Genomic DNA, 15,361 nt, shown 5'->3' with positions numbered 1-15,361 from the left:
CAGAGAGACCCCCGGCATGCGCCGGGGGCTAAGGCCATCAGCAGCTGGCAGCTTTTTCCTGGATCCGGTCGAGCATCTCGCTACCGTGCTCGGCGGTGAAGATCTCGTAGGCCGGCGCCACGGCTTCCTGGAAGGGGCCGATGTCGATGTCGGTCTTGACCGTCATGCCGTTCTCTTCGAGCAGCGCGACACCCTCCTCCTCGAGGCGCGAGACTTCTCCGCGAGTCGCCTCGGCGGAGGCGCGGGCAGCCTCGTGGAACCACTCGCGCTCCTCGTCGCTCAAGCCGTCGAGCAGGATCGGCGAGCCGAGCACCGCGGAGGGCGAATAGACGTGGCCGGTCAGCGACAGGTAGTCCTGCACTTCCCAGAAGTTGGTGGCCACGATCACCGTGATGGGGTTCTCCTGGCCATCCACGGTGCCCTGCTGCAGGGCGGTGAACAGCTCGGGGAAGGCCATCGGGGTGGGCCGGGCGCCCATCTGGCGGAACGCTTCCTGGTGGACCTCGTTCTCCATGGTGCGCACCCGCAGGCCGTCGGCATCGGCCGGCGAGCTGATCTCGCGGCGGCTGTTGGTCATGTGACGGAAGCCGTTCTCCGACCAGGCCAGGCCGACCAGGTCATGGTCGCTCATCTTGGTCAGCAGCTCGTCGCCGAGCTCGCTGTCGAGCACGCAGCGCGCCTGGTCGTAGTCCTCGAACAGGAACGGCAGGTCGAGCACGTAGGTCTCGGGCACGAAGTTGCCGAGCGGCCCGGTGGAGGTGATGACGATGTCCACGGTGCCGATCTGCAAGCCCTCGATCATCTCGCGCTCACCGCCCAGTGAGCCGGAGCTGTGTTCGGTGACGGTGAAGGCGCCGTCGGAGAGTTCCTCCAGGGTCTCCTTGAAGGCCTGGGCGCCCACCGCATAGTGGGAGGTGGAGGAGAGCGTGTGGCCGAGGCTGATCTCGGTAGCGGCCTGGGCCTGCAGAGCCATGCCGGCCAGGGTCAGTGAAACGGCACCGCCGATGGCGGTGACCAGGGGACGACGAGCTAGGCGTGTTGTCATGTGGCATTCCTCTATTGTTGTCGATACGGCGCTTGGCGCCGTGCCATTGATGACGCATCAGGTGCGTCGCTTGCTCTGGGCTACTAACGCGCTGGGCTGCCAGCGCTCGGAACTGTTCCGTCGGCAGGCTCTCGAGGAGGCGCTGTAAACCCTCCCTGGGCGCTACCGATGCCCTGCTGCGCTCTCGCATCCTGCTCCGCTTGCAGGACCGGGGCTGGCCATCCATGGCCAACCCGTTCGGAGCAGTGCTCCTCACCCATGGCATCGAAACCTCCTCGAAAGCCTGCCCCCGGCGTTCCTCGCTGTGCCATGGCTCTACTGGCGTTATCAGCCATGAATTTTTCGCAGTTTTGCTTCACTGCTGCTCCGATATGAACGCATCGATGATCTGCTTGAAATCGTCGTCGCCGGCGAAGCCCAAGCGGTCGGCCTTGGCGGTATCGAAGCGCGCCGGCCAGCTGGCGATGATCGCCGCGATGCGCGGGTCGGGCTCATGGCGCACCCGGGCCACGGCCTCGTCGCCAGCGGCTTGGCCCAGCGCCTCGAGCATCTCGGCGACCGTGACCGTGATCCCCGGCAGCATGAAAGCGCGGAACTTGCCCAGCGCGTCGCCGTCGACCTCGGCGCCGTGCACCAGCGCCTCGATCACCTTGCCTGGCGACATCACGAACAGCGGCTGCTCGCGCGGCACCGGGCAGATTGCCTCCTCGCCGTTCAACGGCTCGCGCAGGATGCTCGAGGCGAAGCTCGACGCCGCGGCGTTGGGCCGCCCGGGGCGGATCACGATGGTCGGCAGGCGCAGCACGCGGCCGTCGACCAGGCCGCGGCGGCTATAGTCGTTGATCAGCAGCTCGCACATCGCCTTCTGGGCGCCGTAGGAGTTCTGCGGCTGCAGCGCGGTCATGTCGTCGAGGGTCTCGGGCAGGTCGCCGCCGTAGGCGGCCACTGAGCTTGCCATCACCAGCCGCGTGGCGCTCAGCTCACGGGCGCGGCAGCCTTCCAGCAGTGCCCGGGTGGCGTCGAAGTTCACCGCCATGCCGAGGTCGAGATCTGCCTCGGCGGCGGAACTCACCACCGCCGCCAGGTGGTAGATGACGTCGGGGCGGCCGTCGAGCACGCTGTCCCAGGCGCCGGGGGCGGTGATATCCAGCGCCCGGTTGTCGAATTCGATGCCCGCTGCCTGGGGCACGGCGGCCTCACCCTGGTCGACCAGCGTGAAGCGGCTGATCGCTTGACCGCACAGCTCGCCGCGGTCGATCAGGCGGTGCAGCAGGCGCTGGCCGAGAAAGCCGGCGGCGCCGGTGATCAGAATATGCATGGAGAGTGGCGTCCTCTTGTTCTTGAAATCCGTGGTTGTGGTGTCGCGGCACTACCTCAGCCGGGGAGCAGCCCGTACTCGCGCCCCCAGCCCAGGCCGCGGCGAGTGTCGCCGGCCGGACGATACTCGCAGCCGATCCAGCCAGCGTAGCCCAGCGCCTCGAGGCGCTCGAACAGCGACGGGTAGTGCACCTCGCCGACGTCGGGCTCATGGCGCTCCGGCACGCCGGCGATCTGCACGTGGCCAATGGCGGCGAACTGCCGCTCGAGATGGCGCGTCAGGTCGCCGTCCATGATCTGGCAGTGATAGAGGTCGAACTGCAGTCGCAGGTTGGGCTCGCCGACCTCTTCCAGCACCGCCATGGCCTGGGCCTGGCGGGACAGGAAGAAGCCCGGCATGTCGCGGGTGTTGATCGGCTCGATGAGCAGCTCGCGGCCTGACTTGGCGGCCTCGCGGGCGGCGAAGCGCAGGTTACTGATATAGGTGGCGTGATGGGCGGCGTGGGCCGCGTCGTCGGCATCGGCGGGCAGCAGCCCGGCCATGGCGTGCACCCGCGGGCAGTCGAGCGCCTCGGCGTAGCGCAGCGCCTCGCCAACGGAGTCGCGGAACTCCCCTTCGCGCCCCGGCAGGCTCGCCAGGCCGCGCTCGCCGGCCGCCCAGTCCCCCGGCGGCAGGTTGAACAGCACCTGCTCGAGGCCATGCTCGTCAAGCAAGCCGCGCAGAGTGTCGGGGGCATGCTCGTAGGGGAACAGGTACTCGACCCCACGGAAGCCCGCCTGGGCGGCCGCCGCAAAACGGTCGAGGAAGTCGTGCTCGTTGAACAGCATGCTGAGGTTGGCGGCCAGTCGAATCATCGTGGGTATCCAGTTTGGTTCACATCAATCACGCGGGAAGCGCGCCTCGAGCTCGGCGACCTGCTCCGGCGTCAGGGCCCGCGGATTTTCGCCGCGCAGCAGCAGGAACAGCTTGGCGGTCTCTTCCAGCTCCTCGGTGGCGTAGACCGCCGCTTCGAGGTTCTTGCCGGCCACCACCGGCCCGTGGTTGGCCAGCAGCACCGCGCTGTGCTGGCCGGCCAGGCCGCGCACCGCGTCGCCCAGGGTCGGGTCGCCGGGCACGTGGTAGGGCACCAGCGGCAGGCGGCCGACCCTCATCACATAGTAGGCGGTTAGCGGCGGTATGCAGTCGCAGGGGTCGATGTCCGGCAGGCAGGAGACCGCCACCGAGTGAGTCGAGTGAAGGTGCACGATGGCCCCGGAGCGCGGGCGTTCGGCGTACATCGCCATGTGCAAGAAGTGCTCCTTGGTCGGCTTGTCGCCGTCGAGCCATTGCCCCTGGCCATCAAGGCGCGAGATACACGCCGGATCGAGGCGTCCCAGGCAGGCGTTGGTCGGCGTCATCAGCCAGCCGCCGTCGTCGAGACGCACGCTGATATTGCCGCTGGAACCCATGGTCAGGCCGCGGTCGAACAGCGACTGGCCGAGGGTGGCGATCTGCTCGCGCAGCTGGTTTTCCTGGCGGGAGGCGTTGCCACTGCTCATGCTCTGCCCTCCCCGGTCAGCTCATCCAGCACCGTGAAGGCGCGGGTAAAGAAGTCCTCGCCGCCGAAGTTGCCCGACTTGAGCGCCAGCGACAGCGGCGCTTGACCCTGACGCGGCGCCTGGGTCCAGGGCACGCCGGGGTCGATCTGGCCGCCGATGCGCAGCTGGCGAATGCCCAGTGCCGAGACCACCGCCCCGGAGCTCTCGCCGCCGGCCACCACCAGGCGCCCGACGCCTTCCTCGACCAGGGTGCCGGCCAGCTGGCCCAGGGCCTGCTCCACCAGCTCGCCGGCGCGGGCCACGCCCAGCGCCTGCTGGGCGGCCTTGACCCGTTCGGGGTCGGCGGAGGCATAGACCAGTACCGGGCCGCCGCTGGCGAGGTGCTCACGGGCAAAGGCCAGGGCGGCGTCGAGATGCGCCCCGCCTTCGGCGAGCTGCAGCGGGTCGAGGGCCATGCCGGGGTGATGCGCGAGGAACGCGGCCACTTGGCCCAGCGTCGCTCGCGAGCAGCTGCCCGAGAGCACCAGGGCGCTGCCTGATGACTGCGCAAGGCGACCCGGCTCGGCCACCTCGGCCAGCCAGCCGCGGCGCCGATACTCGGCCGGCAGCGCCTGGCCGAGGCCGGAGCCGCCGGTGACCAGCGGCAAGTCGACCACCGCCTCGGCCAGCACCTCGAGGTCGTGCTCGTCGAGGCTGTCGCAGATCACGTGGCGTATGCCATCCGCCGCCAGGGCGTCGAGATGCGCACGGGTCGCGTCACCGCCGCGGGCCAGCACCGGCCGGGCGGCCAGGCCCACCGGGTGAGGCGTCTGGCGCCCCAGCACCCTGACCAGGTCGGCATCGGTCATGGGGTTGAGCGGGTGGTGCTGCATGCCGCTGTCGTTGAGCAGCCGGTCGCCGACGAACAGGTGGCCCTGGTAGACGCTGCGGCCGTTGACGGGAAAGGCCGGCACCATCACGGTCTGGCCACCGCCCAACCGCTCCAGCAGTGCATCGGCCACCGGGCCGATATTGCCGGCGTCGGTGGAGTCGAAGGTGGAACAGTACTTGAAGAAGATCTGCCGCGCGCCGCGGGCCGCGAGCCACTCCAGCGCCGCCAGGGAGTCGGCCACCGCGTCCTGCGCCGGGCAGGAGCGCGACTTGAGCGCTACCACCACCGCATCGACCTCGCCCAGCGCCAGCTCATCGTCGGGCACGCCGATCAGCTGCACGCAGCGCATGCCGGCGCGCACCAGGTTGTTGGCGAGATCGGTGGCACCGGTGAAGTCGTCGGCGATGGCACCCAGTACCAGGCTCATGGGTCACCTCCGGCGTCGGCATCGTTGGCCGCCTGGGGCAGGTCAATGCCCGACAGGCGCTGATAGACCTTGATCACCGCCGAGTCATCCTCGCGGCCGAAGCCGGCGCCCTTGGCGGCGGTGAACTGCTGCAGGGCGCTGGCCGCCACCGGGGTGGGCATGGCCAGCTCGCGGCCGGTCTGATGCACGATATTGAGATCCTTGACGAAGATGTCCACGGCGGAGAGCGGCGTATAGTCGCCCTCGAGAATATGCGGCACGCGGTTCTCGAACATCCAGGAGTTGCCCGCCGAGTGGGTGATGACGTCGTATACGGTGTCCGGGTCGAGGCCCATGCGGATGCCCAGTGCCATGGCCTCGGCGGCGGTGGCGATATGCACCCCGGCGAGCAGCTGGTTGACCAGCTTCATGCTCGAGCCGACGCCGGGCTCGTCGCCCAGCCGGTAGACGGTAGCGGCCATGGCGTCGAGCACCGGCTGAGCCTTGTCGAAGGCGACGGCATCGCCAGACGCCATCACCGAGAGATCACCGCTGCGCGCCTTGGCTGCCCCGCCGCTGACCGGCGCATCAAGCATCGCAAGCCCGGCGCCGGCCAGCCGCTCGCCGAGGCCGCGGGCCTGGCTGGGCGCCACGGTGGCACACTGGACGACCAGGCTGCCCGGCGCCAGTTGGCCGACCAGACCCTGCTCGCCGAACAGCACCTGCTCGACCTGCTCGCCGTTGACCACCAGCAGCACCACGACGTCACAGCCGGCCAGCTCCGCCGGTGACGCCACGCTGCTGCCGCCGTGGGCCACGAAGGCGTCCCGGGCATCCGCCGAGACGTCGCAGCCGGTCACCGTCAGGCCCCGCTCGTGAAGCGCCCGCGCCGTGCCCATGCCCATGGCGCCGAGGCCGACGACGCCGACGACGCCGACGTGTGGATGTATATGGGGGCTGCTGTGGCTCACTCTGATCTCCTTGGGATGCCCGGTAAGGTCGCTGATAGCAGCACCGCTCGAAACTTATCCGTCGGCAGGCCTACGAGGAGGCGCTGTGAACCCATCCCTGGGCGCTACCTTGCGCCATCCATGGCGCAAACCTCCTCTTCGACCTGCCCCCGGCGTTCCTCGCTAAGAGGCAACTCCACTTCGGCCTGCCGCCGGGTCAGTCCCGAGCGGTGCTGCTGCTCTAGGTCTGCCAAGCGAGCGTTGCTGCTAGCGCTATCATGTTAGCGCTAACATCCTTTTTAGTAGAGCCAACCGCCATCAGCAAGACGGGTTTGCAAGGACACGACCAATGTCTACCTCATCTCCCCCACGCCGACGACGCGGTTCGGCGCGCACCACCCTGAGCCAGGTCGCCGCAGCGGCCGGCGTCTCGGCGATCACGGTATCCAGGGCGCTGAATACGCCGGAGCGCGTCAATGCCGAGACTCGTCGGCATATCCTCGCCACCGTGGAGCGGCTCGGCTATGTGCCCAACCTGGTGGCCGGCAGTCTGGCCTCGGCCAGCTCGCGGTTCATCGCGGTGATCGTGCCGTCGCTGTCCAACGCGGTGTTCATCGAGGTCATCCAGGGGCTGCAGGAGACCTTCGAGGCCGAGGGCTACCAGATCCTGCTCGGCAACACCGACTACGATCTCGACCGCGAGGCCCAGCTGGTGCGCACCTTCCTGGGCTGGTCCTGCTCGGCACTGGTCACCGCCGGGCTGCGCCACAGCGACGCCTGCCGCGCCCTGCTGCGCCAGGGGGACAAGCCGGTCATGGAGATGATGGAGCTGGGCGAGGCGCTGGATCTCAATGTCGGCCTGGACCACGTCGCGGCCGGGCGCTGCATGGCCCACCACCTGCTGGCGCGCGGTCATCGCGAGATCGTCTACGTGGGGGGGCGAATGGCCGAGGACTACCGCGCCGGCATGCGCTACTCAGGCCACCGCGAGGTGCTCGAGGAGGCGGGACTGGCGGCGCCGCTACTCGACCTGGAGCGTCTGGGAAACCTGGAGGTAGGTGCCACGGCCCTCGATCAGGTACTCGCGTCGCATCCCCGCGCCGATGCCATCCACTTCGCCAACGATGACCTGGCCACCGGCGCTCTGCTCCATGCCCAGCGCCTCGGCCTCGGCGTACCCAAGGACATCGCCATCGTCGGCTTCAACGGCCTGCCGCTGGGCCAGTTCGTCACGCCGCGGCTCACCACCATCCGCTCGCCGCGGCACCGTATGGGGCAGCTGGCGGCAGAGCAACTGTTGGCGCAGCTGGCCGGCGAGCGCGTGGCGCGGCAAAAGGATGTCGGCTTCACGCTGCTGATCGGCGACAGCGCATAAAAAAAACGCGGCCGTAGCCGCGTTAATCATCACCGGACCGCTAAATCTAGCGATGGATCGAACCGTTAAATGCCATGTTCAGTCATTGCGCTGCCTGGACTCGAGGACAGTGCTGTCGCCGTCGAGATCCTCGTACTGGTCGCTACCATAGTCGCCGGATACACCGTCGTCAGCCGAGCGAACCTCAAGTTCTTCATCGCCGCGCAGCGCTAAGTCATCCAATCTGTAACCCATCTCATCGGCGCCGAAACCCAGGAAACCACCCCTAGAAATCACGACGTAGATATCGTTACTCTGGGTGTCGCGAACCACGCGCTTGACGTCACCAATCTCTTCGTCGTCTTCCCGGCTATAGACGGTATAGCTTTCCAGCTCGCTGACCCTTCTGTTCATCAGCTCGCTGCTTTCAGCGTCCTGATCCTGAGAAGCCTGGTCGGAATCTTGCTGCGCTTGATCCTCGTCATTAGGATCACGCATTTCGGCCTCAGCCTCTTCGGCGCGCTCAACCTCGACGTTGGCTTCGCCGGTCTCCTCGACGGTGACGTTGGGATCCGCCTGTTCGACGCTTACGTCGGGATCGGCCTGTTCGATGGTGACGTCCGGGGCCTGCTGCTCGACGGTCACATCCGGCGCCTGCTGCTCGACTTGAATGTCGGCCGGCGCCTGCTCGACCTCGACATCGGCCGGCTCGCCCTCGACGCGAACCTCGGCTGCCTGGTCCTGTGAGTCCTGATTGGCGTCGTCATCCTGAGCCAGAACGCCTTGGGAAAGCCCGATGCTCAGGGCACCGATGGCAATAGAAAGTGCTGTCCTTTTCATTTTCAACTCCTTCGTCAATGACTTACCTTGGCCTGACCTCTTCCTGGCAAAAACTCCCATAGAGGGAGGTGCATTGCCTGGCCACTTGTAGGCTGAGCCTAGACGGTAAGCAACAGACGTTCTGTGCGTTGGTCAACATACGCAACGCTGGGCCAGATCGAGCGTTAGGCCGGGCACGCAAGCGCCTAGACCCAGAAATCCGTTGCTCGGACCATCGCCCCAAGCATCAGCATTGCCCGGGCGTCTTGAGTACTGAATAGAAGGTTACGACAGCTGGCAGTTGATGCCGGCAGGAATCTCGCCGTCCGGGTTGTCGAGGCGTAGCTCGATCACAAAGGTTCCGCTGGACGCATCGATGATACTGTCGACCCGCGAGACTTCTGCGCTGACCCGCCGCTCCACTGGGCTTGCCAGCGCCACCTCGTAGACGTCCCCCACCGCCACCGAGCCGTAGGCCACCAGCGGCAGCACTGCCTCGATCTTCAGCGGGTCGAGCTGTGCCAGCTCGAGCACCGGGGTGGCGTCGATATACTCCCCCTGCTCCGCGTGCTGCTGGGTGATGACGCCATCGAAGGGGGCCTGGCTGGTGCGCTGATCGAGCTGAGCCGCCGCCAGCTCGCCCTGCAGGCGAGCCACGCGCAGGTCGGTGTTGAGTTCGTCGGCCTCGCTGTCGCTGAGCATGCCCTGCTCGATCATGCGCTGGTTGCGCTGCAGGCGCCGCCCGGCATATTCGGCGCGCGCCACTTCCAGGCTGCGGCTGGCCTGTTCCACCTCGCGCTTGAGGGTGAACAGCGTATCGCCTCGGCTGACGCTGTCGCCGGGGGCGACCTGAATCTCGTCGATCACGCCGGGTAGCTGACTGGAGAGGATGGCCAGGCGCCCGGGCTCTACCAGGCAGCTGACGTCCTCCACCCCCAGAGATTCGGCATGCGCCACCGGCGCGGCGGCGAGCGCCGCCAATGACAAGATCGAGTATTTGAGATAGCTGTGCGTTGCTTTCACCTGGTCGGCTCCTCGCATCATTCGCCTTTTCCGCTGAATCCCAGCAGATCGTCTTCGCGCCAGTCATTGCGCGTCAAGCGCGCCCGCGACCTGGCGTGGCGCGCTTCGCGGCGCGCCTGGGCACGTCGTAGCCGTCTCACCAGCCGCCCCGAGCGCGGCTGCCAGCGCTCGTCCAGCTCGTCGAGCAGAGCCTCCTCAGCACACACGATGAACTCGACGCTACCCGGGTCCCCTTGGCGAGCGCAACGCCCGGCGATCTGGCGGTCGACCCGCGCGGCATCGTGGTGGCCGGCAATGATCACGTGCAGGCCGCCGGCCGCCTTGGCCGCGGCGTCCAAGGCAATGTCCGTCCCGCGCCCCGCCATGCTGGTCGCCACGGTGATCGCGCCGGACACGCCGGCGCTGGCCACCACCGCCGCCTCCTCGGCATCCTGGCGGGCGTTGAGCACGGTATGCCCGAGCCCCTGCTGGTGCAGTTCGCTGCTCAGCGCCTCCGACTCGCCGAGGGTCACGGTGGCAATCAGCACCGGCTGTCCAGCCTCGGCACGCCGCCGGGCGTGAGCCGCGACGCGCTGCCATTTCTCGCTTACGCTGTCGACGCAGGTGTGCCCCAACCAGCGCCGCCGGCTGGGCCGGTGCGGGGGAATCGGCACCACCCTGAGGCGATAGGTTCGCCACAGCTCATGGCGGACTTCGTGGGCGGTGCCGGTCATCCCGGCGAGGTGCTGGTAGCGGCGAAAGAAGCGCTGGTAGGTAAGCCGCGCCAGGGTGGCGTTGGGGTCACTCGGCTCGCAGCCCTCGAGGCGCTCGATCATCTGCTGCAGCCCCTTCTCCCAGCTGCGGTCGGCCATCACCCGCCCGGTATGCTCATCGATGATCTGCACCTTGCCCTCGCGCACCAGATAGTGGTGGTCACGCTGGAAATGGTAGCGGGCCACCAGTGCCTGCTGCAGCAGCCATTCACGGCGTGACTGCCCCAGCCAGCCGCTGCTGGCACCGCGCCCGGCGAGAAGCGCCTCGGCCTGCTGCTCGAGGCGCCGACGGCCGTCTTCGGTAAGGTGAATACCGCCCTGCTCGCGGACGAAGTCGCGCCCATCCTCGAAGTCCCCGGCCAGCGCCAGGAGCTCATCGAGCAGCGCGACGTCGAGGGCATCCTGGGGCGCCGGACCGGACAGGATCAGCGGCGTGCCCGCCTCGTCGAGCATCACGCTGTCGGCCTCGTCGACGATGGCGTAATGCAGGCCGCGCAGCAGCAGGCGACGGTGGTCGAGGCGCCCTTCGAGCCTGGCGGCATGGGCCATCAGCGGGTGGCGGTCGCGCCCCAGCTGCTGGGTGTCGCGCAGGTAATCGAACAACAGCTCCTTGTTGGTGCAGTAGACCACGTCGGCGGCATAGGCATCGCGCCGCTGGTCGGGGCGCATGTCATGGACGATCACGCCGACGCTCAAGCCCAGCGCGGCATACACCGGGCGCATCGACTCGGCGTCACGGGCGGCCAGGTAGTCGTTGACGGTGACCACGTGCACCGGGATGCCGGCCAGCGCCGCGGTCGCCGCCGGCAGGGTCGCGGTAAGGGTCTTGCCCTCGCCGGTGTGCATCTCTGCCACCTGGCCAGCCAGCAGAGTCAGTCCGCCAAGCAGCTGGACATCATGATGCGCCATGCCTAGCTCGCGCCAGGCCACTTCGCGCACCACGGCAAAGGCCTCGAGGGTGCGCCGCGGCGAGAGCCCGGCGGCCAGCAGGCGGCGACGCAGGTCATCGCGATAGGCGTCGAGCGCCGTCTCGTCGAGGTCGCGCAGGCGCCGAGCATAGCGGTGAATCAGCGGCAGCACGGCGCGGCGCGCCAGCAGCCTCAGCCAGCCGGGCAGCGCCAGTCGCGCGCTGACCCGCTGCCAGGCCGGCTCCAGCGCGCCCGGCGGCTGAATATGCCGTTCGGGGCGCGCGATGACGTCACCGGGCAGCTTCACCAGCGCCATGGGACCAGCTCCTCAGACATCGAACAGCCTCAGGAAGGCACGCCGCAGGCCTCGCCACAGGCGGTACCCCAGCGGCTCGGCGGGATGTTCGATGCGTACGTGGACGCGGCTGCCCAGCGACGGCATCGCCACATGCTCGACCAGAGTCGCGGCGCTGAAGTCGGCCAGGTAGTGACGCCGAAAGGCGGTGAGCGGCTGTTCGGCCTGGGGGTCGAGGGCGACCTGGCCGCCGCCGTCATGGGTGAGTACCTCGCTGGGCACGTCATAGGAGGAGCTCGGGGATACCCACTGCAGCCGCGAGGCCAGCACCTCGTCGCTGCCCGGTAGCCGCAGCGCCACCGACTCGGCATCGCGACGCACGGTCTCGGCGCGGTGCGTCGGCAGCAGTGCCCGGATGCGCAGGTCCTCGGGGCGCACCACTGCGCCGACCTCGGCACCGCGCTCGAGGTAGGTGCCCAGCGGCGGTTCACCCTCGGGCATCAGCAGCAGGCCATCCCGAGGACTGACCACCCGGGTGGCATCGACCCGCTGCTCGGCATCATCCAGCTGCCGCTCGACCAGCGCCAGGGTCTCGCGCAGGATCGCCAGCTCGCCAGCATCGCCGACGCTGGCGGTGAGCTGCTCGAGGGTCTCGCGTCGCTGTGCCTCGAGCAGGGCCACCTCGGTGCGTAATTCAGGCGCAGCCAGCTCCATCAGCCGCTCGCCGCGCTGAACTTCGTCGCCGTTGTCGACGTGTCGCACGCTGAGTTCACCGCTGGCACCCAGGCGGAGCTGATTGGGGGTGGCAGTATCCACCACCCCGTGAACGTTGGTGGCGTAGGGCACCGGCACCGCAAACAGCAGCACCGCCAGCGTCGTCAGCGCGGTCAGCAGCCATCCCCAGGCCTTGCCACGCGATCCTTCCAGGGCGTCATCGGCAATCATGGTCTTGAACATCTTGAGTAGAGGCAGCAGCAGGGTCATGGAGATCGACCAGATGGCCAGCAGGATCCCCACGAACAGATAGCGCGTGGCGACGAACACCGCGATGAACACCATGATCACCAGACGATAGGCGAACGAGGCCAGCGCATAGCTCACCAGCCAGGCGCTCTCGCGCCGCGACTCGGCCTGGCTGGTGACCTCGCGGCGACCAAGCAGGTAGCGCTTGACCAGGTAGGTGACCTGCTGGTTGGCGCGGTTGAACAGGTTGGGAATCTCGAGGTAGTCGGCCAGCACGTAGTAGGCATCGAAACGCAGCAGCGGATTGCCGTTGAACAGCAGCGTCGAGACCCCGGCGATCAGCATCACGTTGAAGGCCAGGGCGCGCAGCATGCCGGGCTCGGCCATGGCCCATACGAACATCGCCAGCGCCGCCAGGAACACCTCCACCAGGATGCCCGCGGCCCCCACCAGCATACGCCGCGACTTGTCGGGGCAGGCCGCCGCCGCGCTGGCATCGACATAGGGCACCGGGAAGAACACCAGCAGCATGATGCCGATCTCGTGCACTTCGCCGCCGGCATCCTTGGTGGTCCAGGCGTGGCCCAACTCGTGGATCGCCTTGATCAGCGGATAGATCAGCGCCAGCAGCAGCAGGTTGCCGGCACTCAGCACACGGTCGGCCAGGTTGTCGGTCAGCGCCGACCAGTGCATCGCGGCAAGCAACAGGGCAGCGGCGACCGTGATCAGCCACAGCACCCCGCCGAGCGGGCTGATCAAGGGTCTGACCAGCGGGTAGGTGGCCGCCACCAAGCGCTCCGGGTCGAACAGCGGAATGCGAATACCCAGCGGCGAGCGCACCATCTGCAGCCACTTGTTGCGACGCTGCCGGGTCTGCCGGCGTGCCAGCTCGTCGATATCCACCTCGCCGTCGCCGGCCAGCACGTTGGCACCGTGCAGGCGGCCGATCAGTTGCACCAGCTCGTGCTGGGTGGGCATGGCATCGCCCAGCGAGTGACTGACCTGCTCCCAGATGTCGCGCAGGGTGCGATGCCCGTCCAGGCGCCCAATGATCTGGTAGGCTTCCGGGGTGAAGCGGTGCACCTGGCCGGTGATGTTGTCGTAGAGCACATACCAGGGTTCGCCGCGGTATTCGTGGCGGTGCAGGCTGGTGTGCTGACGCAGCCGCAGGCGCAGGTCGGCGACCCGATGCCACTGCTGGCTGAAGAGCGGTCCGGCCATGCCCTATCCCCACCAGCGCCATAGCGTCAGCCGCAGCCAGTCGACCAGCTCCCGCGTCCAGATGCTGATCAGCCGGGCCTCCCCGACCTCGATCCTGCCCACCCCCTGCATGCCGGGCCGCAGTTCGCGGTCGTCGCTCTCCAGGCTGGCTTCGACCACGAAACGGCTGCTGCCGTCGACGCTGCGGGTCTGCGGCGTCAGGCGTTCCACCTCGAAGGCAAAGCGTTCACCGGTCATCGCCGCCAGCACCAGCTCGCCCTGCTGCCCTTCGCGCAGCGCATCGATGCGCCCCTCGGGAACCTCGAGCTCGATGCGGTAGGCGTCCAGCGGTGAGAGCCGGAACAGCTCCTCGCCCTGCTCGACCACGCCGCCGAGCCGCTGGGTGAGGTCGCCACTGATCACCCGCCCGGCAAATGGCGCCTGCAGCGAAGCGCGCTCGAGCCGTGATTCGACCAGTTCCAGGCGCGCCTGAGCTTGGTCCTGCTGGGCACCGATCACATTGACGGCGGCGCGCTCGCCGGCGGCACGCTGCTGCTGCTCCTGACGTGCCAGCTTGGCCAGCTCGCTCTGCCACTGCAGCTGCTCGAGCACCAGCTCACGGGTGTCCATCTCGGCCAGCACGCCGCCCATCTCGACGGTATCCCCGGGACGCACCAGCGCGGCATCGATATAGCCGCGGAACGGCGCCGCCAGTACCTGCTGCTCGAGACTCTCCAGCGTCGCGTCGGCGGCGACCCGCTCCGGCCCGGTGGCCAGGCTGGCGAAGGCCGCCGCCGAGCCCAGCACGATCGCCGTGAGCTTGTAACCGAGATAGCCGGGGCCGACTAGCCGCGCGCACTGCTGGCCGACCGCCACGGCGGCCTTGACCGGCAGCGGCCGGTCGTTCAAGCGCTTCTCCTCCAGTGCCCGGGTGCACAGCGCCATCAGGCTCTCCAGGGCGACGATCTCCTCGGCGCGAAACGCCTCTTCACGCTCCAGCGTGACCGCACCAAGCGGCTTGCCGTCGTTGAGACAGGGCAGCGTCAACACGCTGGCCAGGCCAGTCATTTCCAGCAGTTGGCGGTGCGCACGGCTGACCCGCTGGGCGTGGTCGGCGGCCTCCTCAGGGGGCGGCACGGCGACGCTGGCGCGCTGATCGAGGCACTCATTCATGGCCAGCTCAGTGGCACGAATGCGGTTCATCTTGCGATTGAACTGGGCGCTATGGGATATCTGCACCACCCGACAGCGCGTACCACGGCGCCAGCCCAGGGTCACCCGCTCGGCGCCGAACTGGGTTGCGAGGCGCGTCACCAGCTGCATGCCGGCCGCCTTGAAGCGGTTCTCGGCGAGCACCGCAGCCAACAGTTCGAGCTGCCGGGACAGCGCCTGCTGGCGACGTTGGGTATCGCGATGGCTGCGCTGGACCAGGTCGCGCTCGAGCACCGCCACGCCCTCCTCGAGGCGCTGCATCAGCGGCATCAGCGCGGCCTGGGCGCGCTGGTCGTCATGCAGCAGCGAGACGGGTAGTGCAACGCGAAGCGCCACGGCACCGACCAGCGCCCCTGCGCCCTGTTCGTCGTCCACGTCATGCGCCGGATCACGCACCGGGTAGCCGATGCCCAGGTGCGTGTCATCGAGCTGGCTAATCAACCCGCGGCCCGCCTGGCGCACGTCATCAGCCAATCCCAGCAGGGCCTGCCCCTGCCCACCGCTCGGCCATAGCGCCACCGGTAGCCAGTCGTCCGCCTGGCGCCACAGCACCACGCCCTCCGTGAGTCGCGCGCCTTCCGGCTGCGGCGCCGAGGCGCAGTGGCGGGCAAGCCACGCCTGGGCGCTCTCTGCCTGGGCGTGCCAGGCCTGAATGGCACGTGTTGCCTGATCGTCTAGCTGCATCGGCGCTCCAGGCACTCGATTCG

12 protein-coding genes are annotated in these 15,361 nt (G+C 68.2%); 1 reads left to right on the top strand and 11 read right to left on the bottom strand.

The features are described 5' to 3' along the window. Positions 1–37 precede the first annotated feature (37 nt). The 6 genes from BWR19_08190 to BWR19_08165 all read right to left on the bottom strand — a co-directional run bounded on the left by BWR19_08190 (position 38) and on the right by BWR19_08165 (position 6,083). A complete protein-coding gene (locus tag BWR19_08190; GenBank protein APX92910.1) occupies positions 38–1,045 on the bottom strand; it encodes a C4-dicarboxylate ABC transporter substrate-binding protein in 1,008 nt (335 codons plus the stop codon). 355 nt (positions 1,046–1,400) lie between these two features. After that, on the bottom strand, positions 1,401–2,363 hold the full coding sequence (locus BWR19_08185; protein ID APX92909.1) for an NAD-dependent epimerase: 963 nt from the start codon (positions 2,361–2,363) through the stop codon (positions 1,401–1,403). Positions 2,364–2,419: 56 nt separating this feature from the next. Beyond that, entirely contained in the window at positions 2,420–3,217 is a 798-nt protein-coding gene (locus tag BWR19_08180) for a hydroxypyruvate isomerase (GenBank protein APX92908.1), read from the bottom strand. A gap of 24 nt (positions 3,218–3,241) precedes the next feature. After that, positions 3,242–3,901, bottom strand: a complete 660-nt coding sequence (locus BWR19_08175; protein ID APX92907.1) for an aldolase — start codon at positions 3,899–3,901, stop codon at positions 3,242–3,244. Next, the gene (locus BWR19_08170; GenBank protein ID APX92906.1) at positions 3,898–5,199 is read right to left on the bottom strand and encodes a hypothetical protein; all 1,302 of its coding nucleotides are present in this window, start codon (positions 5,197–5,199) and stop codon (positions 3,898–3,900) included. The genes BWR19_08175 and BWR19_08170 overlap by 4 nt, the downstream gene beginning before the upstream one ends. Further along, a complete protein-coding gene (locus tag BWR19_08165; protein ID APX94952.1) occupies positions 5,196–6,083 on the bottom strand; it encodes a 3-hydroxyisobutyrate dehydrogenase in 888 nt (295 codons plus the stop codon). Before BWR19_08165 ends, BWR19_08170 begins: the two co-directional genes overlap by 4 nt. Before the next feature lie 394 nt (positions 6,084–6,477). On the opposite strand from BWR19_08165, the gene BWR19_08160 reads away from it, so the two are divergent. Further along, the gene (locus BWR19_08160) at positions 6,478–7,503 is read left to right on the top strand and encodes a GntR family transcriptional regulator (protein APX92905.1); all 1,026 of its coding nucleotides are present in this window, start codon (positions 6,478–6,480) and stop codon (positions 7,501–7,503) included. A gap of 78 nt (positions 7,504–7,581) precedes the next feature. Here BWR19_08160 and BWR19_08155 read toward each other — a convergent pair whose 3' ends face one another. The 5 genes from BWR19_08155 to BWR19_08135 all read right to left on the bottom strand — a co-directional run bounded on the left by BWR19_08155 (position 7,582) and on the right by BWR19_08135 (position 15,338). Next, positions 7,582–8,322 carry a hypothetical protein gene (locus BWR19_08155; GenBank protein ID APX92904.1) on the bottom strand — a complete coding sequence of 247 codons (741 nt, stop codon included), beginning with the start codon at positions 8,320–8,322 and terminating at the stop codon, positions 7,582–7,584. Positions 8,323–8,586: 264 nt separating this feature from the next. Continuing rightward, a complete protein-coding gene (locus BWR19_08150; GenBank protein ID APX92903.1) occupies positions 8,587–9,342 on the bottom strand; it encodes an efflux transporter periplasmic adaptor subunit in 756 nt (251 codons plus the stop codon). Then, complete coding sequence (locus BWR19_08145; GenBank protein APX92902.1) at positions 9,342–11,300, bottom strand: preprotein translocase subunit SecA; 1,959 nt, start codon at positions 11,298–11,300, stop codon at positions 9,342–9,344. Before BWR19_08145 ends, BWR19_08150 begins: the two co-directional genes overlap by 1 nt. Before the next feature lie 12 nt (positions 11,301–11,312). Then, positions 11,313–13,463: a peptidase M50 gene (locus BWR19_08140; GenBank protein ID APX92901.1), complete on the bottom strand. Its 2,151-nt coding sequence runs from the start codon at positions 13,461–13,463 to the stop codon at positions 11,313–11,315. Between the two features lie 3 nt (positions 13,464–13,466). After that, positions 13,467–15,338, bottom strand: a complete 1,872-nt coding sequence (locus tag BWR19_08135) for a hypothetical protein (GenBank protein APX92900.1) — start codon at positions 15,336–15,338, stop codon at positions 13,467–13,469. Positions 15,339–15,361 lie beyond the last annotated feature (23 nt).

Source organism: Halomonas sp. 1513 (assembly GCA_001971685.1).
In the GTDB taxonomy this organism is placed as follows: Bacteria; Pseudomonadota; Gammaproteobacteria; order Pseudomonadales; family Halomonadaceae; genus Franzmannia.
The sequence above is the reverse complement of the archived record's forward strand: the minus strand, read 5'-3'. Positions and strand labels throughout refer to the sequence as shown.